This is a genomic window from Brevundimonas sp., assembly GCF_035626975.1.
Taxonomy (GTDB): Bacteria; Pseudomonadota; Alphaproteobacteria; order Caulobacterales; family Caulobacteraceae; genus Brevundimonas.
This window is the reverse complement of sequence record NZ_DASPMQ010000010.1, coordinates 30,859-55,205: the sequence shown is the minus strand read 5'-3', so window position 1 is coordinate 55,205 and position 24,347 is coordinate 30,859. Positions and strand designations below refer to the sequence as shown.

Annotated in this window: 20 protein-coding genes and 2 tRNA genes; 9 read left to right on the top strand and 13 right to left on the bottom strand. The window is 68.9% G+C overall.

The genetic code is table 11. From position 1 onward, the window contains the following. Positions 1 to 2,485, top strand: a 2,485-nt coding sequence (gene metH, locus VEB62_RS03205) for a methionine synthase (RefSeq protein ID WP_324795290.1), incomplete at its 5' end; no start/stop codon positions are given. Positions 2,486 to 2,510: 25 nt separating this feature from the next. Here the strand turns inward: metH and VEB62_RS03200 are convergent. Continuing rightward, complete coding sequence (locus VEB62_RS03200) at positions 2,511 to 3,056, bottom strand: hypothetical protein (protein ID WP_324795289.1); 546 nt, start codon at positions 3,054 to 3,056, stop codon at positions 2,511 to 2,513. Between the two features lie 168 nt (positions 3,057 to 3,224). Continuing rightward, positions 3,225 to 6,515, bottom strand: a complete 3,291-nt coding sequence (locus VEB62_RS03195; protein ID WP_324795288.1) for a TonB-dependent receptor — start codon at positions 6,513 to 6,515, stop codon at positions 3,225 to 3,227. A gap of 210 nt (positions 6,516 to 6,725) precedes the next feature. On the opposite strand from VEB62_RS03195, the gene VEB62_RS03190 reads away from it, so the two are divergent. After that, positions 6,726 to 7,148 carry a protein tyrosine phosphatase family protein gene (locus VEB62_RS03190; RefSeq protein WP_324795287.1) on the top strand — a complete coding sequence of 141 codons (423 nt, stop codon included), beginning with the start codon at positions 6,726 to 6,728 and terminating at the stop codon, positions 7,146 to 7,148. Positions 7,149 to 7,153: 5 nt separating this feature from the next. On the opposite strand, the gene VEB62_RS03185 is transcribed toward VEB62_RS03190, so the two are convergent. Continuing rightward, entirely contained in the window at positions 7,154 to 7,300 is a 147-nt protein-coding gene (locus VEB62_RS03185; RefSeq protein WP_324795286.1) for a hypothetical protein, read from the bottom strand. A gap of 69 nt (positions 7,301 to 7,369) precedes the next feature. Here VEB62_RS03185 and VEB62_RS03180 point away from each other — a divergent pair, with 69 nt between their 5' ends. Then, positions 7,370 to 8,272, top strand: coding sequence for an MBL fold metallo-hydrolase (locus VEB62_RS03180; protein ID WP_324795284.1), 903 nt, complete (start codon positions 7,370 to 7,372; stop codon positions 8,270 to 8,272). On the opposite strand, the gene VEB62_RS03175 is transcribed toward VEB62_RS03180, so the two are convergent. The 4 genes from VEB62_RS03175 to VEB62_RS03160 all read right to left on the bottom strand — a co-directional run bounded on the left by VEB62_RS03175 (position 8,159) and on the right by VEB62_RS03160 (position 12,890). Further along, positions 8,159 to 9,325, bottom strand: a complete 1,167-nt coding sequence (locus VEB62_RS03175) for a M48 family metallopeptidase (RefSeq protein ID WP_324795282.1) — start codon at positions 9,323 to 9,325, stop codon at positions 8,159 to 8,161. The genes VEB62_RS03180 and VEB62_RS03175 overlap by 114 nt on opposite strands. 2 nt (positions 9,326 to 9,327) lie before the next feature. Next, a complete protein-coding gene (locus tag VEB62_RS03170) occupies positions 9,328 to 10,452 on the bottom strand; it encodes a YjgN family protein (RefSeq protein ID WP_324795281.1) in 1,125 nt (374 codons plus the stop codon). 112 nt (positions 10,453 to 10,564) lie between these two features. After that, positions 10,565 to 11,257: a DUF1499 domain-containing protein gene (locus VEB62_RS03165; protein WP_324795279.1), complete on the bottom strand. Its 693-nt coding sequence runs from the start codon at positions 11,255 to 11,257 to the stop codon at positions 10,565 to 10,567. Between the two features lies 1 nt (position 11,258). Next, entirely contained in the window at positions 11,259 to 12,890 is a 1,632-nt protein-coding gene (locus tag VEB62_RS03160; protein WP_324795278.1) for a long-chain-fatty-acid--CoA ligase, read from the bottom strand. Positions 12,891 to 13,035: 145 nt separating this feature from the next. On the opposite strand from VEB62_RS03160, the gene udk reads away from it, so the two are divergent. After that, positions 13,036 to 13,683, top strand: a complete 648-nt coding sequence (gene udk / locus VEB62_RS03155; RefSeq protein WP_324795276.1) for a uridine kinase — start codon at positions 13,036 to 13,038, stop codon at positions 13,681 to 13,683. A 79-nt stretch (positions 13,684 to 13,762) separates the two neighbouring features. Next, positions 13,763 to 14,389, top strand: coding sequence for a TetR/AcrR family transcriptional regulator C-terminal domain-containing protein (locus VEB62_RS03150; protein WP_324795275.1), 627 nt, complete (start codon positions 13,763 to 13,765; stop codon positions 14,387 to 14,389). A 6-nt stretch (positions 14,390 to 14,395) separates the two neighbouring features. Here VEB62_RS03150 and pdxH read toward each other — a convergent pair whose 3' ends face one another. From pdxH to VEB62_RS03130, 4 genes are all read right to left on the bottom strand, one after another. Next, positions 14,396 to 15,070: a pyridoxamine 5'-phosphate oxidase gene (gene pdxH / locus VEB62_RS03145; protein ID WP_324795274.1), complete on the bottom strand. Its 675-nt coding sequence runs from the start codon at positions 15,068 to 15,070 to the stop codon at positions 14,396 to 14,398. 12 nt (positions 15,071 to 15,082) lie between these two features. Further along, positions 15,083 to 15,155: transfer RNA gene (locus tag VEB62_RS03140), tRNA-Glu, on the bottom strand. Positions 15,156 to 15,188: 33 nt separating this feature from the next. Next, a tRNA-Arg gene (locus tag VEB62_RS03135) sits at positions 15,189 to 15,262 on the bottom strand. 40 nt (positions 15,263 to 15,302) lie between these two features. Then, the gene (locus tag VEB62_RS03130) at positions 15,303 to 16,640 is read right to left on the bottom strand and encodes a hypothetical protein (RefSeq protein ID WP_324795272.1); all 1,338 of its coding nucleotides are present in this window, start codon (positions 16,638 to 16,640) and stop codon (positions 15,303 to 15,305) included. A gap of 84 nt (positions 16,641 to 16,724) precedes the next feature. On the opposite strand from VEB62_RS03130, the gene VEB62_RS03125 reads away from it, so the two are divergent. The 4 genes from VEB62_RS03125 to VEB62_RS03110 all read left to right on the top strand — a co-directional run bounded on the left by VEB62_RS03125 (position 16,725) and on the right by VEB62_RS03110 (position 19,742). Then, complete coding sequence (locus VEB62_RS03125; protein ID WP_324795270.1) at positions 16,725 to 17,453, top strand: DnaJ C-terminal domain-containing protein; 729 nt, start codon at positions 16,725 to 16,727, stop codon at positions 17,451 to 17,453. A gap of 12 nt (positions 17,454 to 17,465) precedes the next feature. Next, positions 17,466 to 18,551, top strand: a complete 1,086-nt coding sequence (gene aroC, locus VEB62_RS03120; RefSeq protein ID WP_324795268.1) for a chorismate synthase — start codon at positions 17,466 to 17,468, stop codon at positions 18,549 to 18,551. Continuing rightward, positions 18,548 to 18,961 carry a GNAT family acetyltransferase gene (locus VEB62_RS03115; protein ID WP_324795266.1) on the top strand — a complete coding sequence of 138 codons (414 nt, stop codon included), beginning with the start codon at positions 18,548 to 18,550 and terminating at the stop codon, positions 18,959 to 18,961. Before aroC ends, VEB62_RS03115 begins: the two co-directional genes overlap by 4 nt. A gap of 85 nt (positions 18,962 to 19,046) precedes the next feature. Continuing rightward, complete coding sequence (locus VEB62_RS03110) at positions 19,047 to 19,742, top strand: pirin family protein (RefSeq protein WP_324795265.1); 696 nt, start codon at positions 19,047 to 19,049, stop codon at positions 19,740 to 19,742. A 71-nt stretch (positions 19,743 to 19,813) separates the two neighbouring features. Here the strand turns inward: VEB62_RS03110 and lon are convergent, their stop codons facing one another. After that, positions 19,814 to 22,222 carry an endopeptidase La gene (lon, locus tag VEB62_RS03105; RefSeq protein WP_324795263.1) on the bottom strand — a complete coding sequence of 803 codons (2,409 nt, stop codon included), beginning with the start codon at positions 22,220 to 22,222 and terminating at the stop codon, positions 19,814 to 19,816. Between the two features lie 284 nt (positions 22,223 to 22,506). Then, positions 22,507 to 24,327, bottom strand: a complete 1,821-nt coding sequence (locus VEB62_RS03100; protein ID WP_324795261.1) for an SGNH hydrolase domain-containing protein — start codon at positions 24,325 to 24,327, stop codon at positions 22,507 to 22,509. Positions 24,328 to 24,347 lie beyond the last annotated feature (20 nt).

Below are 24,347 nucleotides of genomic sequence, written 5' to 3'. Positions count from 1 at the left end.
CATGCGCACCTTTCTCAATCTGATCGCGGCCGAGCCGGACATCGCGCGCGTACCGGTGATGATCGACAGCTCGAAATGGGAGGTGATCGAGGCGGGGCTGAAGTGCGTCCAGGGCAAGCCGATCGTCAATTCGATCTCGCTGAAGGCCGGCGAGGCCGAGTTCCGCGAGCAGGCGGTGAAATGCCTGCGGTACGGCGCGGCCGTGGTGGTCATGGCCTTCGACGAGCAGGGCCAGGCGGACACCGCGGCGCGCAAGGTCGAGATCTGCACCCGCGCCTACCGGCTGCTGGTCGACGACATCGGCTTCCCGCCCGAGGACATCATTTTCGATCCGAACATCTTCGCCGTGGCGACGGGGATCGAGGAGCACGACGCCTACGCCTTCGACTTCATCGAGGCCACGCGGACGATCAAGGCCACCCTGCCCCATGCCCGCGTCTCCGGTGGAGTGTCGAACGTCTCGTTCAGCTTCCGCGGCAACGAGCCGGTGCGGCGGGCGGTCCACTCGGTGTTCCTCTACCACGCCATCCAGGCCGGAATGGACATGGGCATCGTCAACGCCGGCGATCTGCCGGTCTATGACGACATCGACCCGGTGCTGCGCGAGGCGGTCGAGGACGTGATCCTGAACCGGCCGCAACGGACCAATGTCTCCAACACCGAGCGGCTGGTCGACCTCGCGCCGAACTACAAGGGCGACAAGGGCGCGGCGCGGGTCGTCGACCTGAAGTGGCGCGACGCCCCGGTCGGCAAGCGCATCGAACACGCCCTGGTGCACGGCATCACCGACTGGATCGAGGCGGATACGGAAGAGGCGCGGCTGCAGGCCGAACGCCCGCTGCACGTCATCGAAGGCCCGTTGATGGACGCCATGAACGTCGTCGGCGACCTGTTTGGCTCGGGCAAGATGTTCCTGCCGCAGGTGGTCAAGTCGGCCCGGGTGATGAAACAGGCCGTGGCCTGGCTGGAGCCCTTCATGGAGGCCGAGAAAACCGGCAAGCCGCGCGAGCTGGCCGGCCGCATCCTGATGGCCACGGTCAAGGGCGACGTCCACGACATCGGCAAGAACATCGTCGGCGTCGTGCTCCAGTGCAACAACTACGAGGTCATCGACCTGGGCGTCATGGTCCCGGCCGACCGCATCCTCGACGCCGCGATCGAGCACAAGGTCGACATCGTCGGCCTGTCGGGGCTGATCACGCCGTCGCTGGACGAGATGGTCTTCGTGGCGCGCGAGATGGAGCGGCGCGGCTTCGACATTCCCCTGCTGATCGGGGGAGCCACGACCAGCCGGACGCATACGGCGGTCAAGGTCGAGCCGGCCTATCACCGCGGTTCGACCACCTATGTGGTGGACGCCAGCCGGGCCGTGGGCGTTGTCTCGGGCCTGCTGTCCCCGACCGAGAAGGCGCGCAACGAGGCGGCGACGCGCGACGAATACATCCGCATCCGCGAGCAGTTCGCGCGCGGACAGACGGCCAAGGCGCGGACGACCTTGCCGGCGGCGCGGGCCAACCGGTTCCGGCCGCAGGCGGCGACTCCCCGCCCCCCGAAACCGTCGTTCCTCGGCGCGCGCGCGTTCGACGCCTGGGATCTGGGCGATCTGGCGCGATACATCGACTGGACGCCCTTCTTCGCCAGCTGGGAGCTGATCGGCCGCTATCCGATGATCCTTGAGGACGAGATCGTCGGCGAGGCGGCCCGCGACCTGTTCGCGGACGCCCAGGCCATGCTGAAGCGGATCGTCGACGAGAAATGGTACACGGCACGGGGCGTGGCCGGCTTCTGGCCCGCCAATGCGCGCGGCGACGACATCGTGGTCTGGGCCGACGAAAGCCGGACGACCGAACTGGCCCGCTTCCACGGTCTGCGCCAGCAGATCGCCAAGACCAGCGGCAAGCCGAACCTGTGCCTGTCGGACTTCGTGGCCGAGGACGGCGAGGACTGGCTTGGGGCCTTCGCGGTCACCGCGGGGCACGGCGAGCTGGAGAAGGCGGCGGCGTTCAGGGCGGCCGGCGACGACTATTCCGCCATCCTGGCCACGGCCCTGGCCGACCGGCTGGCCGAGGCCTTCGCCGAGGCGCTGCACAAGACGGTGCGCGTCGAGCTGTGGGGCCACGCGCCCGACGAACAGACGTCGGTCGAAGACCTGATCGCCGAATCCTACCAGGGCATCCGCCCGGCGCCCGGCTATCCGGCCCAGCCTGACCACACCGAAAAGGCCACGCTGTTCAGATTGTTGCAGGCCGAAACGAACGCCGGGATGGAACTGACCGAGAGCTTCGCCATGTCGCCGCCGGCCTCGGTTTCGGGCCTGTATTTCGGCCACGCCGAGAGCCACTATTTCGGCGTCGGCAAGATCGACCGCGACCAGGTCGAGGACTACGCCCGCCGCAAGGGCTGGGACCTGGCCACCGCCGAACGCTGGCTGGGGCCGATCCTCAACTACGATCCGGCGGCCGCGCCCCGCAGCGACGCGGCCTGAGACCCTCTCCCGCGGAGCGGGAGTCCTACTCCAGCCCCACCTCTTCCGGCGTCGCCGGCGGCGTGGCGATGTTCTCGCGCAGGCGCCGCGCGGCGTGTTCGCAGCGGCCCGGCAGGCCGAAGAACAGGCCGAAGGCCTGACTGCGCACGGACTCGTCCTGACCGGTCAGCGGAGCCCATTTGGCCGTGGCTTCGGCGGCGGCGGCCCGGGCGGCGGCGCGGCTGGCGGCCGACTGGCGCGGACCGGCGGCGTCGAGGGCGGCGCGGAAGTCGGCGGCCTCGAGCTTGCCGAGGCGGATGATGTCCTGGTCCAGCGGGTCGGCGTCGGTCAGGGTCTGGCCGAGCGTCACATGGCCGTTCACCAGCGCTTCGCACCAGGCGACCAGCGGATAGTCGTCCTGCGGCGCGCCGCGCGGCAGCGGGTTGGCGTAGGCCACCGCCTCGCGGATGCGCAGGGCCTCGGTCGTCTCGCCCGAGGCGGGGCCGGCGGTGACGACGGGGCCTTCCTGACCGGCGGCGACGGGAGCCGTCTGCATCATCAGGGCGGCGGCGAGGGCGAGGCTGGCGATCATGAAGGCTCCGGAGTTATGCGCCGCTTGACGACGCTCGGATGCCGCAACGCTTCAGGCCCCGCAATGGTTTTTCCGTGGCGACATATTTTTCATCGCGGACGGGCGAGCAAGAAAAAGGCGGCGGATCCGAAGATCCGCCGCCCGGTAGTCTGTCTCTCCGACCGCTTACTAGAAGCGGTAGGCCAGGCTGAACCGCACCGTACGCGGCGCCTCGTAGGCCGTGACCTTGGCGTAGTTAGGATTGACCGAACCGTCGCCCAGATCGCCGAACTCGTTGAAGTCCTGAGCCGAGGAGGTGTCGAACACGTTGAACACGTCCGCACGAAGCACCAGGCTGTCGCCCGGGATTTCGAACACCTCGGCGAGATCGTAGGCGAAGGTCAGGTCGAGGACCCTGAGCCAGTCACTTTCGAAGGACTCGCCACGCGGGGTGGCGACGCCCTGACAGAACCACGACGCCGCCTGATAGGCCGCGGCGAAGGCATCGGTCGGGTGCACGCCCTGACAGCCGAACTTGCGCGGCGACTGAATCAGCAGGTTGGCGCCGATGTTCAGGGCCGGGGTCGCCTGCCAGTTACCGAACGCCTTGAAGGTGTGCGCGCGGTGGTTGGGCAGGAAGCCGTACGAGTTGTCGGTCAGACCGGGCTGGTCGAAGTCCTGCGACAGACCGGGGTCGGTCTGGCCGTTGTCGGACTTCAGGGCGCCTTCGTAGTTGCCCTTGTTTTCCGACCAGACGTAGCTGAACCGGCCGCCCCAGACGCCATCGAACGGCTTCTCGAGCGAGACCTCGACCGCCTTGTAGGTGCGTTCCGGATCCGGGTAGTTCAGCTGGTCGGCCGTGAGGGTGACCTCGCGGTCAGCCGTGACGACCCCCCCCGTGGCATCGGACAGGTCGTCGCCATCCAGGGTGATGACCATGTCTTCACCGGGGTTGGTCAGGACGTACTGGTGGAAGCCGTACCAGATTTCGTCGCAGCCGGCGCCGTCGGTGATGTCGGTGTCGAGCCCGTTCGCCAGGCAGTACTGATTTACTGCCGCGTCGATGGCGACGTCATCGATGGCCGTACCCAGCTCGCGGTAGGTGCCCTTGATGCCCATCGTCCAGTCGCCGAACACGCGCTGTTCGTAGCCGAGAATGAACTCGTCCACGAACATCGGGTCGAGTTCCTTGTCGACCTGGGTCGCGATCGGCCGGACTTCGCCGCTGGCGAAGTTGCCGCCGCTGACGAAGCCCTGGTTGGTGGTGCCGTAACCGAGGAGGATCGGCTCATCGGTGGTGTCATGGATGCCGTTGCGGTCCACGTCGTTCGGGCCGCCCGTGAAGTCGAGGTTCCAGGTGTCCTGGATAAAGAACTCGGCGCCGGCCAGACGCTGGTTGGTGTTGACCGCGACCGGCAGGAAGTAGCGCCCCCAGAAGCCGAACAGCTTGGCTTCACCATCGCCGAACACGTCGTAGGTCGCACCCAGGCGCGGGGCCCACTGGTTCTGCAGGTCGACGAAGGCGACGCCGGCGATGTTTTCGTTCTCGAAGCCTTCGTTCCGGATGCCGAGGTTCAGGGTCAGCCGATCCGTGACTTCCCACGAGTCCTGCAGGTAGTAGGCGTTCTGGGTCGAGGACCAGCCGCCGTCGTTGTCGTAGGCGCGGACGCGAACGCGTCCGGGGTTGCCCAGCATGTCAGCCCGGCCGACGAGGGTGGGGTTGAAGTTCGGGTTCGGCGTGCCCGCGAGCGGCCCGGTCAACCGGATCGGATCAGCGAAGCCGGTTCCGGCGGCGTTGTTCATGGCGCCGGGGCCGGTGCTAGCGGTCACGAGGGTCTGGAAGCGATACCAAAGGCCGCCCGTCCGGTCGCCGGTGCAGTTCACAACCGAGCTGATCGGGGTGAAGCCGGGAACGTTGCGACCGTTCGGCCGGCAATAGTTGTAGCCGGCGCCCGAGTAGTCGAGAGCCTGGAAGGATTCCAGCTTCTCCTGGTCAATGCCGAAGCGGAAGTGGTGCGAGCCGAAGAAGTCGGCGTAGATGTCGACGTCGGCGCGCAGGACGGTGCGCTCGTCCTCGTTCGTCGAAGGCTGACCGACGCCCCAGATGCCGCGACGCGGGAAGATCGGCAGTTCGTCGGTGATCAGCGCGCCGGCGTCCCCGGGCGAGAAGCTGTACTCGTTGTACTCGTTGACGCCATAGGCCAGCGAGGTGGTCAGCCAGTCGGTCCACACGCCGGTATAGCGGGCGATCCAATTCTCGCCGCCGAACTTGAAGGTCGACGGGGTGAACTCGCCGATCTCCTCGCCGTCGGCGTTGACGAAGATGTTGCGGGTTTCCTGCTCCTGCTCGTCGGAGAAGTAGGTGAACTCCAGACGATGATCGTCGGTGATCAGGAAGTCGACCTTGGCGCCGTAGAACGGATCGTCCGAGGTGACGACCGTCCCGTTGGCGCCCGCGCCGAAATCGGGATCGGGCTGGACCAGGAGGCTGCCGATGTTGGTCGATTCACGATCACGGAAGTTGTACAGACCGAAGATGAACAGACGGTCCTCGATGATCGGACCGCCGAAGTCGAAGATGACATCGGAGGACTCGACTTCGTCGAAGCGGTTCTGCGCCAGGTAAGTGTCCGGCGAATCTTCACGCAGGCTATCCGGCGACCAGTAGGCCGTGATGCCGAATTCCCACTCGTTGCCGCCCGACTTGGTCGTGCCGTTCAGCACGCCGCCAGTGCCGCGACCGAATTCCGACGAATAGCCGCCGGTCTTGGTCTCGAGCGTCTGGTAGAATTCGAACGGAACGGTCGACGAACCGGTGAAGTCCCGGAATTTCGTGATGTTCAGGCCGTTGACGAAGTAGGTGTTTTCGCCGGCCGAGGCGCCGCCGATGGTCGGAATGGAGCCGAAGGCGCCGTCCGAGGCGGTCACGCCCGGGGCCAGCAGGGCCACGGCGCTGGCGTCGCGCGCGATCGGGATGTTGCGCGACAGTTCCTCGACGTTGACCGTCAGGCCGGTCGTGGTGGCGTCGAATTCCGAAACGGCGCGACGGACGCCGACGACGACGACTTCGTCGATCTGCGTGGCGTTGCCCTCGGCGGCGCCCAGGGTCAGGGTCAGCGAGGCGGTGCCGCCCGAGCCGACGCTCACGGTGTCGGTCAGGGAGTTGTAGCCCGGCGCGTTGACGACGACTTCATACTGGCCTTGCGGCAGGGCCACGGCGCGGAAACCGCCCGAGGCGTCAGTGGTGAAGCTGCGCGAGAAGCCCTGGCTGACCGAGGTCAGCGTGACGCTGGCGCCCGAGACCGGCGTACCGGCCTGGTTCGCCACTGTGCCGGCGACGGCCCCCTGGGTCAGGTTCTGCGCGATGGCGACCGAGGGCGTCATCAGGGTGAGGGCCGGAGCCGCCACCAGCGCCATAAGCGCTGTTCCGCCAATCATGGTCGAGTGCAGCAAACGCTGCTTGATGGTTTGGGTCTTCAAAGGTGGTCCTCCTGAGACCGCCGGGCGCATCCAGGAGGAGGCGAACATCGACGGCAACCAAACTCCGCGCACCCCAATGCACGCAGATTGCGGTGACCTTAGACTTGGCAACCCCCAAGCGCAGCATAATTACGGCGCCGTAATCCAATCGTGGCGGCGCTGTCGCAATCCCGCCACACGCCAGATCAAGTTGCTGGGAAGACAGACAAAATGGTCGCCAATTCTGCCTTAATCCACCGTCTTTCCCCGCAAGTCTGGGTGACCGGGCAAGTCCGGCCGGAGGAACTGAGTCAGCTGAGCGCGGCGGGATTCACCTGCTTGGTGAATCACCGGCCCGATGGGGAGGAACCCGGGCAGCCGACAGCGTCGGAGGTCGCCCGGGCCGGGGCCGAGGCCGGTCTCAGGGTCGTCCACGCCCCGACCCGGGGCCTGCCGGACGCGGCCGTCGTCGCCGCAACACGCGAGGCGCTCGACGCCCTGGAGCCGGACGACAAGGCGGTGTTCTTCTGCCGCTCGGGGATGCGGTCCGCCGCCGCGTGGGCCATGGCCGAGCGGCTGGCCGGCGTCGAGCCCGAACCTCTGCGGGAAGCGGCGGCCGCGGCGGGCTACGACCTCAGCCAGGTTCCGCTATAAGGCTGTCAGCGAATAACGCCGACACGGACGGCGTAGGGCGCCGGGTCTGGCGTACAGGAGGCGGCGACGAGCTGCGCCGCCATGAGACACAGGAAGGCCGCCGCGATGGGCTGGAGCCGATTTGAGACAGCCAGGGCGATGGAAACGGCCATGTCGGGCACTCCGCGGAACGATTCCGGGGCTGTGAGGCAAGGGCCGGGCCGCAGTCGGCGCCGCCGCACATGATCCCTTTCGTGCGCGGGCTGGAGGTGGCCTACGGGCGGGCCGACGCGGTCTCGCCTCTGATCCGGCGCGTCATTGCGGCCAATCCCGGGCCGTTCACCTTCACCGGCACCGGCACCTATATCGTCGGGCGCGCGGAGCCCGGAGCGGTCGTGGCGGTGATCGACCCCGGCCCGCCGGACGACGCCCACCTTGCGGCCCTGCTGGCGGCGGTGGAAGGCCAGACGGTCAGCCAGGTGCTGGTCACCCACACCCACCGGGACCACTCGCCCCTCGCCCGTCCATTCGCGGAAGCGGTCGGCGCGCCCGTGCTGGCCGCGCGCCCGCCGGCCATGGTGGTCCACGCCTCGGGCGCGCTGGACGAAGAGGATGACGAGACGTTCGCGCCGGACCTGATCCTGACCGGCGGCGAGATCCTGAACGGCGACGGCTGGACCCTCGAGGCCATGGCGACGCCCGGCCACGCCTCGAACCACATGGCCTTCGTGCTGCGCGAGGAAAACGCCCTTTTCAGCGGCGACCATGTGATGGGCTGGTCGACGACGGTGGTGGCCCCGCCCGACGGCGACATGACGGCCTATATGGCCAGCCTGGACGCGGTGATCGCGCGCGGCTTCTCAACGATCTGGCCGACCCACGGCGCGCCGATCACGGAGCCGGGCCCCTTCCTCGACGCCTATCGGGCGCACCGGCTGGAACGCGAGGCGCAGATCGTGGCCCGGCTGGCGACGGGCCCCCGGCGGATCATGGACATGGTCCCGACGCTCTACGCCGCCGTCGACGAGCGGCTATGGCCGGCCGCGTCCCTCTCGGTCTGGGCCCACCTGATCGCCCTGGTCCGTCAGGGCCGGGTCGTCGCCGAGCCGGAGGCGTCGCTTCAGGCGCTCTACCGGGCTGTCTGACCCGGCGGAGCAGGTCGCCTTGACCGTCTCCCAATCGGCGGCGCTCAGGGCGCTCTCCCCCGGACGCTCGGCAGCGCGCGCGGCCTGGCCTCGCCGCCTCGAGTCCGGGTGGGTGTTCATGAACTCAGCCGCCGCGCCAAGCTGACCGGCGTCACCTTCCGCACGCGCCATCCGCTCAAAGAACGGGGCCATGCCCCGCGATGACAGCCCGGCCGCGTGGAGCAATGCCTGGCCGCCCGCGTCGGCTTCGAGTTCGGCGTCGCGGCTGTAGCTGAGGTCAGAGGCCTGGCCGGCGAGGATGACGGCCTGCTGGCCGGCTCCGGTTCCGCCGCCCACAACCAGATCCAGCAACATGCCGATGCCGAGATCGCGCCAGACCGCCTGCATGACGTGGCGCTTCTCGATATGCGCCACCTCGTGGGAGATGACGGCGGCGAGCTCATCGGGGGTCCGGGCGTCGCGGATGAGATCATCCGTGATCAGGATTGGCCCACCCGGCAGGGCGAGGGCGTTGGCCATCGGCGCCTCGACCGCCCGCACCCGGATATCGAAGGGGGTGTCGGCCCGCGTGGCGATCCGGTCGCCCAGGTCGTTCAGGATCGCCTGGCCCCGCGGATCGTCGCAGCGTGGAAAGGCGGCGCTGACCTGGGCGTCCAGGTTCGAGCCCAGCCGCAGCTCCATATCCGCCGGCGTGGCCCGGGCAAGGGGACCCGCTAGGGCGGGAACGCCGATGAAAACGAAGGCGACCACGCCGGCGGCGGCGGCGGTGAGGCCGCCCACCAGCCAGACCTCGCTCCGGCGCCGGCTCTTCAGGCGGTCGGCCAGCCGGTCCCCGATGAGCGGATTCCAGTCGCCCACGGGCAGCACCAGCCTTGCGTCGGGCTCACGCCGGCTGGAGACACGGGCCTGATCCGCCTCGATCTGGACCGTCAGATCCGGCAGCCGCCAGCCGATTTCTCGCCCATCGGCCCGGATGGTCAGCATGTCGCCATCGAGGCTGGCTTCGGCCTCGTGAGGATGAGCGGTCCGACCGTCGTAGAACCGGACGCTCATCGTCAGATCGCCGAGAAGCCGAAGGCGTCCGCCAGCCCCTCGCCGCTTCCCGGTCCGCGTGAGGTCTGCTGGGCCAGATCCAGACGCGCCTCACCCGCCGACTCCAGGCGCTCGATCAGGAACCGGGCGGTCCGCGCCTGCACCCATGGCATCAGGAAACCGACGGTGATCAGCAGGAAGAACAGGTTCGTCACGGTCAGCCACCAGAGGGGAAGGGCCTTCACGTTCAGCTTGAAGCCCGCCTTGTCGACCGTCACGCCGGCGGCGATCGAGCGCAGCAGGGCCGCCTGGTACGGCGCCCAGATCAGCAGGGCGAACGGCGAGACAACGAGGAGACCTGCGTAGATCGACAGGGTGAACAGGATCGACGGCTGGGCCGGTTGTCCATCCGGGCCCGGCTCGAAGACTCCTGTCACGGCCCCGATGACTCCGACCCCGATCAGCAGCAGGATGTAGCCGACAAGTGTCCCGACCCATCCAATGGCGTAGGCGCCGTAGATGCCGTGCCGCTCCGCCCGCTCCATCCGGAAGCGCACGCGGCGATCGCCAAAGCGCAATTCGTCCCAGATTTTCGACGCGAGGCTGCGCTCGGCATGGGGCCAGAACCAGCCGGCGGTGAGGCTGCTCAGGAACAGGGCTCCCAGATAGTGCAGGCCGTAGGAAGAGGCCGAGCCCTTGAGCCGGAAGCGGATGCCGCGCCACGTCGTGCGGCTGGCCATGTACCGGAAGGCGGTGAAGACGCCGAAGCCCCACAGCCAGAACATTCCGATGTAGAGCGGAAGCAGCAGCAGGATGAACCACTCGCCGATGAACTGGATGCCGAAGGCGATCGCGAGAAACGGCAGGCCCAGGGCGAACAGGGCGATCACGAAACCGACGAACAGTTCGACGCCACGCCCCGTGTATTCGAACGCCTCCTCATTCATGCGCACGCCCCGCCACACCCGCTGGCGCACTTCCGTCTTGCCCCAGAAGCGGTAGAGCGTGAGCGTGACAAGGTTCAGCAGCCCATTCTTCAGGCTGATCCCGAGGAACCGGCGCGGTTCGATCGTCGTCGAGAACCTCAGCGTCTCGCCGGGTTCGGGCGTATAGGGCGCGAGCGACTCGTCGGCCGTACTGTCGGTCATTTTTGGTTCCCCCTGATCAGGCAGGGGTAAACAGCGACGTCTTTCGACGCAACCGGCGAGAGTCCGTCGGTCTTATGAGTTGCACCGAAGCAACGGCGCGCAACCGTCGCGATCAGCCGCCGCTACGCAACGCCTCGCTGATCCGGGTCGCGAGACGGCAAGCCTCGCCCCCATGGCTCCGACCGTCCCGGGCCGCGACGCGGACGTCGGTGCGACCGGGCCGGATGCGGATGACGGCGTCGTGGACCGTGCCGAACCAGAAGCCGCGATGCGAGCCCGCCGCGCGGCCCACGCTGACGCCGCCCTGCAGACTGAACCCCGATTGCTGCAGCGCCCAGACGGCGGACTCCGGCGCGACCTGGGTCATCGCGGGCACGGCGCCCGGGCACGACTCGACCCCCGCCGTCCGGGTCGGGCCCGCTCCGCCGCGCCGGGCGTCCAGTTCGCCGAAGCCGGGACTCTCGGCCAGGTCGGTGCTGATGTCGTCCGGCGGGGCCGACGCGGCGCGCCCCGCCTGCCAGGCGTAGACCCCGATGGTCGCGGCCGATACCACGACGGCGGCGAGCGAGAGCAGCCACACGGCGCGGCGGCGCAGGGCCATGACCAACAGCGCCAGGGCCGCCAATGCGCCGAGCCCGGCGAGGACGGGGCCGACGCGCATCACCAGAAGATCGTGGCCGGTCGCGTAGCTCCACTGCCCGGTCCGGGTCCCCAGCGCGGCGACGAAGACGAGCAGCGGCGCGGCCAGGACCAGCGCGGCCAGACCCTGGCCTGCAATCCCGCTGCGGGTCGACCGGCCCGCCATCTCAGCCTCCCGTCGGCAGGCGGTAGTCCTTCATCCGCTCTCGAACCAGCTTCTTGTCGATCTTGCCGGTCGCGCCAAGCGGGATGTCGTCGACGAAGACCACGTCGTCCGGCATCCACCATTTGGCGATCTTGCCCTGCAGGAAGTCGAGGTGTTCCTGCTTGTTCTGGTTCTGGCCGGGCTTGAGCTTGAGGACCAGCACAGGACGCTCGTCCCATTTCGGGTGGGCCGCGCCGATCACGGCGGCCAGCTCGACCTTCGGGTGGCCCATGGCGATGTTCTCGATCTCGATCGAGCTGATCCATTCCCCGCCGGACTTGATCACGTCCTTGGCGCGGTCGGTGATCTGCATGAAGCCCTGCTCGTCGATGGTGGCCACGTCGCCGGTATCGAAGAAGCCTTCATGGTCGAGGATGTCGCCGCCTTCGCCCTTGAAATAAGCCCCGGCGATGGTCGGGCCCTTGATCATCAGCCGACCGTAGGTGTGCCCGTCGTGCGGCATCTCCTGGCCCGCATAGTTTTTGAGCTTCAGTTCGACGCCCAAGGGCGGAATGCCCTGTTTGACCCGCCATTTCATCTGTTCGTCGTACGGCAGGGCCAGCAGTTCGGGGGGGAGGTTGGACAGGGTGCCGATGGGAGACGTCTCGGTCATGCCCCAGCCCTGCAACACCTCGATATCGAATTCTTCCTGGAAGGCGCGGATCAGGCTCTCGGGCACGGCCGAGCCTCCGATCAGCACCTTCTTCACCGTCGGTATCTTGAGGTTGTTCTCGCGCAGGTGGGTCAGCAGGCCCTGCCAGACCGTCGGCACGGCGGCCGAGAAGGTCACGCCCTCACTCTCGATCAGTTCGTAGATGGCCGCGCCGTCCATGCGCGCGCCAGGCATGACCAGCTTGGCCCCGGACGCGGGTCCGGCGAAGGCGATGCCCCAGGCGTTGGCGTGGAACATGGGCACCACCGGCAGGATCACCTCCTTCGGCGAAGGTCCCAGCACCGTGGATTGCATGCCCAGCAGCGTATGGATGAAGTTGGAGCGGTGCGAGTACAGCACCCCCTTCGGGTTGCCGGTCGTACCCGAGGTGTAGCAGAGGCCGCAGGCGGTGAGCTCGTCGAATCCGCCCCAGGCGATGTCCTCGGACGCGGTCGACAGCAGGGCCTCGTAGCATTCCGCGCCGGGCAGCTTCGTCGCCGGCATGTGCAGTTCGTCGGTCAGAACCACGACCCGCTCGACCGAGGGGCAATGCGGCAGCACGGCCTCGAGCAGCGGGATAAAGGTCAGGTCGACGAAGATGACGCGGTCTTCGGCGTGGTTGATGATGTAGGCCAGTTGTTCCGGGAACAGGCGCGGGTTCAGGGTGTGGCAGACCGCCCCCATGCCCATGATGCCGTACCAGGCCTCCATGTGGCGGCCGCTGTTCCAGGCCAGGGTGGCGATCCGGTCGCCGACCTTGATGTCCCAGTCCTTGAGCACGCTGGACACGCGTTTGGCGCGGGCGTGGATCTCGGCGTAGGTGGCGCGGACGACCGGCCCCTCGACCGAGCGGGTCACGACCTCGCGGTGGCCGTGCCAGTTCCTCGCGTGGTCGATGATCTTGTCGACCGTCAGCGGCCAGTCCTGCATCAATCCCAGCATCGATATCCCTCGCTTGCGCCTGCTGCCCGAGGCGCTTGCCGAAAGGAGTATCGGGGCCGTAGACGTTAGGCAACGTGACGCTAGGTCACCGAGGTCCTGTTTCCGCGGCCGGATATCCGGCACGGCTTCACCCTGGAAGGCCTTCATGCCCATACTCGTCGCCATCACCGGAGGGTCGGGCTCCGGCAAGAGCACCCTGGCGGAAACGCTGGTCGCCGCGCTCCCCGCGGGCGCCGCCGTGCTGGTGCGCGAGGATTCCTACTATCGCGACGCCGCCAGCCTGCCGGGTTTCGACGCCGCCACCTTCGACTTCGACGACGTGGCGGCCCGCGACCACGAGCTGATGATCCGGGACCTGGCCGCGCTGAAGGCCGGACACGACGTCACCGTGCCGATCTACTCCTTCATCCATCACGGCCGCGAACCCGGCGGCGAGCCCGTGCGCGCGGCCCAGGTGGTCATCGTCGAGGGCACACATGTGCTGTGCACGCCCGGGCTGGTCGAGCTGTTCGACATCCGCGTCTTCGTCGACACCCCCGCCGATATCCGCTTCATCCGTCGTCTGTTGCGCGACCAGGCCGAGCGGGGCCGGACCGCCGACTCCGTGATCCAGCAGTATCTGGCCACCGTCCGCCCCGGCCATGAGCGCCTGACCGAACCGTCGCGGGTCAACGCCGACTTCATCGTCGCCGACGCCACCGCCGCCGTGCGGCTGGAGGACCCGCAGGCCGTGGTCCGGCTGGCGGCGCCCGTGCTGGCCCATCCATTGCTGGCGGGCCTCTTCGCCGGCTGATCATCGAACAGGGGTCGCCGACCCCTTGACCGCGCCGCCCGGCGCGGGTCTGCTTGTCGCTCAAGCGAGCGATGAACAGATGCACGGCTCAGTCGACCTTTCGGGCTCCGCCCCCGATCCCAAGCGCCAGTTGATCGTGAGCCACGCCCGCAAGCGCTTCGTCAGCGAGGGCTATGCCGCAACCAAGATCGAGCCGATCGCGCGCGAGGCCGGCGTGTCGACGGCCACCCTCTACACCCTGTTCGGCGGCAAGGCCGAACTGTTCGCGGCCGTGATCGACGACGCCGCAGAGGATTTCGCGCGCCAGATGGCCTGCGTCCGGGCGGTCGAGGGCGACGCGCGGCTGACGCTGACCAGTTTCGCCGAGGCCTACGCCGACTTCATGGGCGATCCGTTCGTGCGCGCCGTCTTCCGGCTGGTCATGGCCGAGCGGCCGCGCTTCGAGGCCGTGGCGCTGCGCTTCTTCGAAAAGGGTCGGGCGGAGTTCGGGGCGACCCTGATCGGAATCCTGGTCCGGCTGTCCGAAACAGGCGCCCTGAAGCCCGTGCAACGGCCGTCATGGGCCGCCGGCCAGCTGATGGGCATGATCGAGCACCCGGTCTTTTTCGTCCCGCTGGTCACCGGCGACGAGGTGCGGATGCGGCGCTCGAACGCGGAAGTGGTCGCCGACGCGGTCGAGACCTTCCTGGCCCGCCACGGAGCCTGACGCAGGTCAGGGCCAGAGCCGCGTCTTCGTCCACTCTCGCCCGACCCGGTCGAACCGGAGCCGGTCGTGCAGGCGGAACGGCCGGTCGCGCCAGAACTCGACCGTATCCGGAATGACCCGCCAGCCGGTCCAGCGCTCCGGCCGCGGCACATCCTGATCGGCGAACCGGGCCGCCTCGCGCGCGACCGCGAGCTCGAGGGTCTCCCGGCTGTCGAGCGGCCGCGACTGGTCCGAGGCCCAGGCCCCGATCCGGCTCTCGCGGGCGCGGCTGGCGAAATAGGCGTCGGCTTCGGCCTCGCTGACCGGCTCGACCGCGCCGCGGACCCGCACCTGCCGGCGCAGCGATTTCCAGTGGAACAGCAGGGCCGCCGCCGGATGGGCCGCCAGCGCCTCACCCTTGGCGCTCTCGCGGTTCGAGTAGAAGGTGAAGCCCCGGGCGTCGATGTCCTTGAGCAGCACGACCCGCGCGTCGGGCAGGCCCGCGGCGTCCACCGTCGCCAGGGTCATGGCGTTGGCGTCGTTCGGCTCCGTCGCCTTCGCATCGGCGAGCCATTCCACGAACAGGCCGATCGGTTCGGCGCGGTCGAAGATGGTCTCGTCGCCGTTGGCGGCCAGGGCGGCGGCGTACTGCTCCGCATACTCCTCGCGGGTCGGGCTGGGCGGGATCAGGGGAGCGGTCATTGGGGGGATATACTGCCCGGGCCGGTCTCGAACCAGCGTCCTGTCGGTCCGAGAGCCGACCGCTCTACCACTGAGCTACCGGGCAGCAGGCGCATCATCGGGACGGAACGGGGACAGTGTCAACCGGGCCGGGTTTGAACCGGCGTCCTGTCGGTTAGGAGCCGACTGCTCTACCGCTGAGCTACCGGATGACCCGCCCCTGTTGGCGCAGCCGCCCCGTGCATGCAAGCGCTCAGAGCTTCGCCGGCTTGAGGCTCTTGCCGCTGAATACGCCGGCTTGCCTGAAATAGGCGGCGAGGTGCGGATTGTTCACCGCCACGCCGTGCACCAGTTCCGGCGTCGGACGGAAGTCCGCGATCTGCGTGCGGGCCCGCGCCCGGCTCCAGCCGCTCTTCTCGGGATCGAGGCCCGCCGCGTCGCAGGCCGCCTCGATATGGGCGCGGGAGCTGACCGCCTCCCCTCGCATCACGGCCCAGGGCGGAGGCAGGCGCCGCCAGACGAGGGTGTCCGGATGGAGTCCGCCGCCTTCGCGGCGATGCCATGCCGCCACGTCCGCAGCCATCAGCCTGAGCACCTTGCCCGGCATCGTGGTCTCGAGGACGGCGTCGGCGCCCATGGCCTCGAGCAACGCGATCCAATGGTCCCGCGCGCGGTTGAACGCCCCGGCCATCAGGTTCCACGTGCTGGAGTCGTTGCCACGCCTGACGATCATCGTCTGGAGATCGATGTCCGTCCTTTCGTGGGCTTCCGCCAGACGCTCGGCTGTTATCTGCAGAACATCGAACCACTGCCCCAGCAATCGACCCTTCTGTTCGTCAGTCAGTCGCGCGAGCACGTCGGCGCGGGGGAAGACATGGGCGATCGCCCACCAGGACGTCGCCGGCGAAGCTTCGCACAGCTTGAGCAGGTGCGCCGCGAAGGCGTCGAACGGACGCTGTTGCCCGGCGATGGTGAACTCACTGCGAAGTTTCATGCGGGCGGCGTAGTAGGCCACGAACGCGGCGCTGCGCACGTCGCCGCCGAAATCCTCGACCGTCAGACGGGGCGACAGGCCTGCCTTTCCCACCAGAATGAGGTCAAACTTCTCCTCTTCGCGCTGGAGGCGGCGGGCCCGGCGCTCCAGCCGCCCGACCAACCGGAACAGCTTGTCGTAGCGCCGCCGCGACAGCGTCAGGCCCGCCGCGGCCCGGGCCTCGCCGTTCAGACGATCCGTGGCGAACGCGGAGCGGCCAGCGGCCTTGCCGATGAGGCGGCCCAGTTCCGCCGCGACGGTGTCGAGGGCGGCGGCGTCCGCTCCATCCGGCAAGGTTTCACCGAGAAACAGCAGGGCGAGCTCCCGCGCCTTGTCGAGCTGCCGGCGCGGACTGGTCGGCGACTGGAAAGTCGCGGGCATGGACGACCAGCCAAACCGGCGGTGCGACGCCATCCCCAGCATCCGCTTCAGCGGTTCGGCCCATTCGCCCCTGCGCAGTTCCGGCAAGGCGTCGCGGGCATAGGCCGCCACGGTTTCGGGCGTTTCCCGCCGGGCGAGCGTGCGGTGCAGAACCTGGACCGGATCGGTGGAACTCATCCCCGGACTTTTCACCGTCCGGTCGCCGCTGTCGAGGCGTCACGGTTAACCGGACCTTGACCATGTTGCCGCCTAAGCTTGCGGATGCGCGCCCGTTCCCAACCCGAGGTCGCCTCGATCGCCGAGGCCCACGCCTTGCTCGGCCTGACCGGTCCGACAGCCGAACCTGTTCTGACAGCAGCGTTCCGCGCGGCGGTGAAGGCGGCGCATCCCTCGGCGCCGGGCGGCGACGCCGATCGCTTCCGCCGCGTGATCGCGGCCTGGCGGTTGATCCAGAGCCACGAGGCGCGGCCACTGGCGCTCGCCGCGCCGATAGCGCCCCCGCCCTCCCCGCCCGTGCTCGCCATCGGGCCGATCGAAGCCCTGAACGGCGGCCATGTCGCGGTGCGGTTGGCGGGCCGGACGTTGAATATCCACGTGCCGAAAGGCCTGCGCAGCGGCGAGCACCTGCGCCTTCGCGGCGCTGGCGGCGGCGGCGCGGACGTCTATCTGCCGGTGCTGATCCGCGGTGCGGAGGGTCTGAGCGTGCTCGGCGACGACCTGTACATGGACTGTCCCGTGCCGAACCGGCTCATGGAGGACGGCGGGCGGCTGGAGATCGACACCCATGCCGGCGCCCGCTCCGCCTGGATCACCGCCGGGCAGGCGCCATTGCGTCTGCGGCTCAAGGGGCTGGGCCTGCCGGCGCGCGGCGGCCGCCCGCAAGGACACCTGTTCATCAACCTGCAGCCGTCCGACGACGCCCCCTCGGCGGCCGAGGATCTGCTGGTCCGCTTCACCCGCGTCTGGACGCCGGACCGGCTGGCGGCCTAAGCCTGACGGGTCATGTCCCACAACACCTTCGGCCATCTGTTTCGCGTAACCACCTGGGGCGAGAGCCACGGCCCGGCCATTGGCTGCGTCGTCGACGGCTGCCCGCCGCTGATCCCGCTGACCGAGGCCGACCTCCAGCCGTGGCTGGACCGGCGCAAGCCCGGCGGCAGCCGCTTCGTGACCCAGCGGCAGGAGAGCGACACCGCCCGCATCCTGTCCGGCGTGTTCGACGACGGCGCCGGCCCGGTCACCACCGGCACGCCGATCGCCATTGAGATCACCAACGAGGACGCCCGCTCGAAGGACTATGGCGACATCGCCCGCGCCTTCCGGCCGGGCCACGCCGACTACACCTACCAGGCCAAATACGGCGTCCGCGATCACCGCGGCGGCGGGCGTTCGTCAGCGCGTGAGACCGCGGTGCGGGTGGCGGCGGGCGGGGTGGCGCGCAAGGTGCTGGGCGAGGCGGTGCGCATCCGCGCCGGCGTCGTCCAGCTGGGTCCGCACCGGATCGCGCCTGAGGCGGTGGATTTCGAGGCCGTCTACGACAACGCCCTGTTCGCGGCCTCGGCCGACGTCGTGCCGGCGTGGGAAGACTACCTGGATGGCGTCCGCAAGGCCGGCTCGTCGATCGGGGCGGTGGTGGCGCTGGAGGTCGCCGGCGTACCCGCCGGCTGGGGCGCGCCGATCTACGGCAAGCTGGACGCCGAGCTGGCCGCCGCGATGATGTCGATCAACGCGGTCAAGGGCGTCGAGATCGGGGCCGGCTTTGGCGCGGCCGAGCTGTCGGGCGAGGACAACGCCGACGAGATGCGCCTGGGCGACGACGGTCGGCCGGTGTTCCTGTCCAACATGGCCGGCGGCGTGCTCGGCGGCATCTCGACCGGCCAGCCGGTGACGGCGCGCGTGGCCTTCAAGCCGACCTCCTCCATCCTGACGCTTCGCCAGACCATCACCCGCGACGGCGCCGAGACCGACCTGCGCACCAAGGGGCGTCACGACCCCTGCGTGGCCCTGCGCGGCGTGCCGGTGGTGGAGGCGATGGCGGCCTGCGTACTGGCCGATGCGATGCTCAGGCACCGGGCTCAGGCGGGGTGATCACCATCGAACCGATGGCGGACGGCGACGCCGGGGCCGTGATCGCACTCTGGGAGACCTGCGGCCTGACCCGGCCCTGGAACGATCCCGTCAGGGACCTGTCGCTGGCGCGGGACGCGGCCGACAGCGTCGTGGTGGTCGCGCGCGAGAACGGCGCGGTCCGCGGCAGCGTCATGGCCGGCTTCGACGGCCATCGCGGTTGGGTCTACTATCTGGCGGTCCATCCGGACGTTCAGCGGCGCGGCCTCGGTCGCGCCCTGATGGCCCCGGCCGAGGCCTGGCTGGCCGATCGCGGCGCGCCGAAAATCCAGCTTATGGTTCGTGAAGGCAACGCCCGGGCGATCAGCTTCTACGAGGCGCTGGGCATGGCCCGACAACCCGTCGTAACGCTCGGCCGCAGACTGGATTGATCCACCCTTTCAGCCACCGACACTGTTACCTATATTGCGCCCGAACGGCGCGTCATAGGATGCGCCCCTCATCGGGAGACCCCTCATGATCGACGTCCGCCCCTTCTCCAGCCTCGGCGGCGCCAACCACGGCTGGCTGAACGCGAAGCACCATTTCTCCTTCGCCAACTACTACGACCCGTCCCGCATGAGCTGGGGCCGGCTGCGCGTCTGGAACGACGACGAGATCGCCGCGAAGTCGGGCTTCCCGCCCCATCCCCACGCCGACATGGAGATCATCACCTATGTCCGCACCGGGGCCATCACCCACGAGGACTCGATGGGCAACAGGGGCCGCACCGGCGCGGGCGACGTGCAGGTGATGAGCGCGGGCACGGGCGTGCGCCACTCGGAGTTCAACCTCGAGGATGAGACCACCACCCTGTTCCAGATCTGGATCGAGACCGACAGGCCGGGCGCGAAGCCGGGCTGGGGCGCCAGGGCCTTCCCGAAGGCCGACCGGACGGGCCGCTTCTCGGTGCTGGCCTCGGGCGATCCGTCCGACGACGCCCTGACCATCAACGCCGACGCCAGGGTGCTGGGCGCCACGCTCAACGCCGGCGAAAGCCTGACCTACAGCCTGGCCGAGGGCCGCCGCGCCTATCTGGTGCCCGCCGTGGGCGAGGTCGAGGTCAATGGCGTCACCCTGAACGCCCGCGACGGCGCGGCCATCAAGGACGAGACCGAGATCACCATCACGGCCAGGGCCGACGCCGAACTGGTGATGGTCGACAGCCTCTGAGCCCTGCCTCAACCCCAATGAGAAACCCCGCCCGGAGCCATCCGGGCGGGGTTCTTTCTGTCAGGCCGCGATCAGTGGGTGGCGACCACCGTGCCCGGGTCCTGCACCGGCGGCGGCGGCGGCAGGGGCTCAGCGGCCTCGTCCCATTCGACCGGCGTCAGCACGCCCGTCAGGGCCCACTTCAACGCCTCGTCGGCGGTCTTGATCGGGACGATCTCCAGCGCGCCCTTCACATTGTCGGGCACGTCGGCGAGGTCCTTCTCGTTCTCTTCCGGGATCAGCACCGTCTTGATGCCTGAGCGGAGCGCCGCGAGCAGCTTCTCCTTCAGGCCGCCGATGGCGGTGACCCGGCCGCGCAGGGTGATCTCGCCGGTCATGGCGATGTCCTTGCGGATCGGGATGCCGGTCAGGACCGAGACCATGGCGACGGTCATCGCCACGCCCGCCGAGGGACCGTCCTTGGGCGTCGCGCCATCAGGCACGTGCACGTGGATGTCGGTCTTCTCGAACACCGGCGGCTTGACCCCGATGGCCAGCGAGCGGGCCCGGACGTAGGAGGCGGCGGCGGAGATCGACTCCTTCATCACCTCCTTCAGGTTGCCGGTCACGGTCATCCGGCCGCGGCCCGGCATCTTGATCGCCTCGATGGTCAGGATGTCGCCGCCGAACTCGGTCCAGGCCAGGCCGGTGACGATGCCGACCTGATCCTCCTCGTCCGTCTCGCCGTAGCGGAATTTCCGCACGCCGGCGTATTCGGCCAGCTTGGCCGCGTCGACGGTGATCGACAGCGTCTTCTCCCGGGCCATCTCGCGCACGGCCTTGCGGGCCAGCCCGCCCAAGGCGCGCTCGAGCGAGCGCACGCCGGCTTCACGGGTGTAGTAGCGGATCAGGTCGCGGATGCTGTCGTCGGGCACCACGAACTCGGCCGGCTTCAGGCCGTTGTCGCTGGTGACCTTGGGCAGGACGTGACGCTTGGCGATCTCGACCTTCTCGTCCTCGGTGTAGCCCGACACCCGGATGATCTCCATCCGGTCCATCAGCGGCTGTGGCATGTTCAGGCTGTTGGCCGTGGTCACGAACATGACGTTGCTGAGGTCGTAGTCGACCTCGAGGTAGTGGTCGCCGAACGCATTGTTCTGGGCCGGGTCCAGCACCTCGAGCAGGGCCGAGGACGGGTCGCCCCGCCAGTCCGCGCCCAGTTTGTCGATCTCGTCCAGAAGCACGAAGGCGTTGGTCGTCTTGGCCTTCTTCATCGACTGGATGATCTTGCCCGGCATCGAGCCGATGTAGGTCCTGCGGTGGCCACGAATCTCGGCCTCGTCGCGCACGCCGCCCAGCGACATGCGGACGTATTCGCGCCCGGTCGCCTTGGCGATCGACTTGGCCAGCGAGGTCTTGCCGACGCCGGGAGGTCCGACGAGGCACAGGATCGGGCCCTTCAGGCTGTTCGTCCGCGCCTGCACGGCCAGATACTCGATGATCCGCTCCTTGACCTTCTCGAGGCCGTAGTGGTCCTCCTCGAGGATGGCCTCGGCCTTGTTCAGATCGATCGGCCGGGTCTTGGCCTTGCCCCACGGGATCGACAGCAGCCAGTCGAGGTAGTTCCGCACCACCGTCGATTCCGCCGACATCGGGCTCATGTTGCGCAGCTTCTTGACCTCGGCCTCGGCCTTGATCCGGGCTTCCTTGGACAGGCGCGTCTTACGGATGCGCTTCTCCAGCTCCATGATCTCGTCGCGGGCGTCGTCGGTCTCGCCCAGCTCACGCTGGATCGCCTTCATCTGCTCGTTCAGATAATATTCGCGCTGGGTCTTCTCCATCTGGCGCTTCACGCGCGAGCGGATCTTCTTCTCGACCTGCAGGACGGAAATCTCGCCTTCCATCAGGCCGTAGACCTTCTCCAGCCGCGACGGCACGGAGATGGTCTCCAGCAGGCCCTGCTTGTCGGCGATCTTGACCGACAGGTGGGCGGCGACCGAGTCCGCCAGCTTGGACGGATCGGTGATCTGGGGAATGGAGCTGAGAGCCTCGGGCGGCACCTTCTTGTTCAGCTTCACATAGTTTTCGAACTGCTCGATGACCGCGCGCAGCAGGGCTTCCGATTGCGACGGCTCGCCCGGATCGTCCGCGATCTCGACCGCCTCGGCCTCGAAATAGTCCGTGCGGTCGGTGAAGCGGGTCAGGCGCGCGCGGCTCTTGCCCTCGACCAGCACCTTGACGGTCCCGTCGGGCAGTTTGAGCAGTTGCAGCACCGTGGCCAGCACGCCGATCGGATAGATGGCGTCGGCCTGCGGATCGTCATCGACGCTGTTCTTCTGGGTGGCCAGCAGAATCTGCTTTTCACCCTTCATGATCTCGTCGAGCGCCTTGACGGATTTCTCGCGCCCCACGAACAGCGGCACGACCATGTGCGGAAAGACGACTATGTCTCTCAGCGGCAGGACGGGCAGGGTTTTGGTCGGGGTCTGGGTCTCTGGCATGATGCGTACTTCCCGGGGCTCTCGTTAATCTCAAGCCCGCCGGGCCGGCGTTCGGGGCGACTGTGCCCCGCCGTGTCGACTCGGCCCGCCATTCGGCGGCCTTGAGAGAGTATGTGGTTCGGATCGCGCGGGGTTCAAGCGTGACGGGTACGCGACCGTCCGTTCCATCCACAGAGCTTCCTCCGCACGACGACGGCCCCAGAGACGGCGCGCCAGCACGGATCATGCGTGTGGCGGGCGGATCCCGGCCAGGCGGCGTTCCCCCGACCTGTGGCTCAGCGGCCTCAGGGCGCGGACCGAACGTGCGCGTCAAGCGTCGCCTGGAGGGCCCGCCGCTGGATCGCGCCGCCGGCCGCTGTCATGTGGCTTCGGTCCGAATACCAGGGACCGTCGCCCCCCCTCGTTCGGCACCGGGCGCCTTCGCACAACGCATCCCGGGGCCGGTAAAGCGTCACGCCGGGCTCGGCGGCGGCCAGTGCGGCCAGCCTCGCGTCGACCATAGCGGCCAATTCCGCATTCGCCGGCGCCGCCAGGTCGCAACGCCCGGTATCCAGGCCGAGGAAGGCCCGGCGAGCATGGCAAGCGCCCGGGGCGAAACCGTAGTCCGGCGTGGTCCCGAGCAAAACGATCAGGGTCCTGGGCCCCACTTCGCTTCGCAGGGCTCGCACGGTGCGCGCCAAATCCTCGATCACGGCGTCGAGGTTGCGCGCGGGATCCCCCGGCGACCGCTCCAGAATCAAGGTCCAGGCCGCGCCGAGCAGAACGACCTCCGGTCCCGCCCTTCCCCACTCGGCGACCGCGGCCCGGTTGAAGGCGCGGCAGCCTTCGTCGGTCAGAGGTGCGCGGGCGCGGAGCAGCGGCAGGCAGCCTGAACGGGTGGCCTGCCGGACCCCGAGGCCCCGCCCTCCGGCCCAGGCCAGCACCGCGGGCGAAAGATGATCCGCATGCGAATTGCCCCACAGCACGACGTCGACATCGGCCCCGGCGGGGACCGTGCATCGATCCGCCGCGGGCAGGGCGTGGCCCTCGGTATGGCAGAGAGCCTGCAATGGAGGACGTCGGAGCACGCCCGCCTCTTCGGCCCGCACCGCCGCCGACGCCCTGCCCGGAAGTCCGTGGAGGGCGAACAGGGTCGCGCCGGCGGCGCCGGTCGCGCCCAGCGCGGCCGCGGCGAAAATCAGCGCGCGGATGGGCCGGCCTTCCAGCCGCCGGCGGACCGGCGTCTCGATCCAGCGATGGGTGGCCAGCGCCAGCAGGGCGGCGACAGCGAGCGCGAGGGCCGCTTCGGGAAGGCTCAGGGGTCGGGCCAGAATGAGCCCGGGCAGCGCCAGCAGGGGCCAGCTCCACAGGTAGAACGGCAGGGCCACGACCCCGAAGCGCGCCAGACCTTCCAGAGGCCGGATCGCCCATCCTGGCGCCGGCCGCCCGGGCCGCCGGGCGATCAGGGCCGCCAGAGCGCCGGCGAGAAACGGCCAGGCCCGGGGCGGAGCCAGGTAGAAGGCGGCCGGGTGGAGCCCCTGCCGCCGCATGAACAGATCGAGGGCGAGCGACGCCGCCAATCCGAGGACGGCCGCGATGACGATCCAGCGAGCGAGGCCAAGTCGTCGCATCAGGACCAGAATGGCGCTCCAGCCAGGCGCCAGCTGCGCGGCCACCCCGATCAGCCAGCCATGCAGCAGCAGTTCGCTGCTCGAACGGGGCGTGTAAGCGCCCTGCTTGAGCAATTCCGCGCCGCTGTTTCCCAGCGCCGTCCACAACGCCGTCCAGCCTTGATTGCGCAAGTCCGCCGGCGGCAGCAGCGCCAGTCCCGCCATCAGCACGGCCGCGACGACCACGACGACAGCGGGAACGGCCCATGCGGCCGCCCTGCCCCAGACGCCCAGCAGCCTGGCCGCGGTGCGTTCCTCGGGCGCCGCGATTGTCAGGTCCGTAATGGCGAAGCCGGCCAGCGCCAGCGCCAGATGGAAACCGGACTGACCGATCCAGGCCTGCTCCGGCGCGGCATGGAACGCGGCCAGGGCCAGAACCGCGACGGCGGCAAAACAAAGGGCCGCCCACCTGGTCTGGTGGACGGCCCCGGGGTGGTCTTCAGGCGCGATCGGCATCAGCGCCCGTCTTCAGGGGA

Bases quoted from the DNA above. Each gene is read 5' to 3' on its own strand.
- VEB62_RS03190 (WP_324795287.1), top strand. From the start codon at position 6,726: ATGGTCGCCAATTCTGCCTTAATCCACCGTCTTTCCCCGCAAGTCTGG.
- VEB62_RS03130 (WP_324795272.1), bottom strand. From the start codon at position 16,640: ATGAGTTCCACCGATCCGGTCCAGGTTCTGCACCGCACGCTCGCCCGG.
- VEB62_RS03125 (WP_324795270.1), top strand. From the start codon at position 16,725: ATGCGCGCCCGTTCCCAACCCGAGGTCGCCTCGATCGCCGAGGCCCAC.
- udk (WP_324795276.1), top strand. From the start codon at position 13,036: ATGCCCATACTCGTCGCCATCACCGGAGGGTCGGGCTCCGGCAAGAGC.
- VEB62_RS03185 (WP_324795286.1), bottom strand. From the start codon at position 7,300: ATGGCCGTTTCCATCGCCCTGGCTGTCTCAAATCGGCTCCAGCCCATC.
- VEB62_RS03160 (WP_324795278.1), bottom strand. From the start codon at position 12,890: ATGCTGGGATTGATGCAGGACTGGCCGCTGACGGTCGACAAGATCATC.
- VEB62_RS03110 (WP_324795265.1), top strand. From the start codon at position 19,047: ATGATCGACGTCCGCCCCTTCTCCAGCCTCGGCGGCGCCAACCACGGC.
- pdxH (WP_324795274.1), bottom strand. From the start codon at position 15,070: ATGACCGCTCCCCTGATCCCGCCCAGCCCGACCCGCGAGGAGTATGCG.
- VEB62_RS03100 (WP_324795261.1), bottom strand. From the start codon at position 24,327: ATGCCGATCGCGCCTGAAGACCACCCCGGGGCCGTCCACCAGACCAGG.
- VEB62_RS03150 (WP_324795275.1), top strand. From the start codon at position 13,763: ATGCACGGCTCAGTCGACCTTTCGGGCTCCGCCCCCGATCCCAAGCGC.
- VEB62_RS03180 (WP_324795284.1), top strand. From the start codon at position 7,370: ATGATCCCTTTCGTGCGCGGGCTGGAGGTGGCCTACGGGCGGGCCGAC.
- VEB62_RS03165 (WP_324795279.1), bottom strand. From the start codon at position 11,257: ATGGCGGGCCGGTCGACCCGCAGCGGGATTGCAGGCCAGGGTCTGGCC.
- VEB62_RS03200 (WP_324795289.1), bottom strand. From the start codon at position 3,056: ATGATCGCCAGCCTCGCCCTCGCCGCCGCCCTGATGATGCAGACGGCT.
- aroC (WP_324795268.1), top strand. From the start codon at position 17,466: ATGTCCCACAACACCTTCGGCCATCTGTTTCGCGTAACCACCTGGGGC.
- lon (WP_324795263.1), bottom strand. From the start codon at position 22,222: ATGCCAGAGACCCAGACCCCGACCAAAACCCTGCCCGTCCTGCCGCTG.
- VEB62_RS03170 (WP_324795281.1), bottom strand. From the start codon at position 10,452: ATGACCGACAGTACGGCCGACGAGTCGCTCGCGCCCTATACGCCCGAA.
- VEB62_RS03175 (WP_324795282.1), bottom strand. From the start codon at position 9,325: ATGAGCGTCCGGTTCTACGACGGTCGGACCGCTCATCCTCACGAGGCC.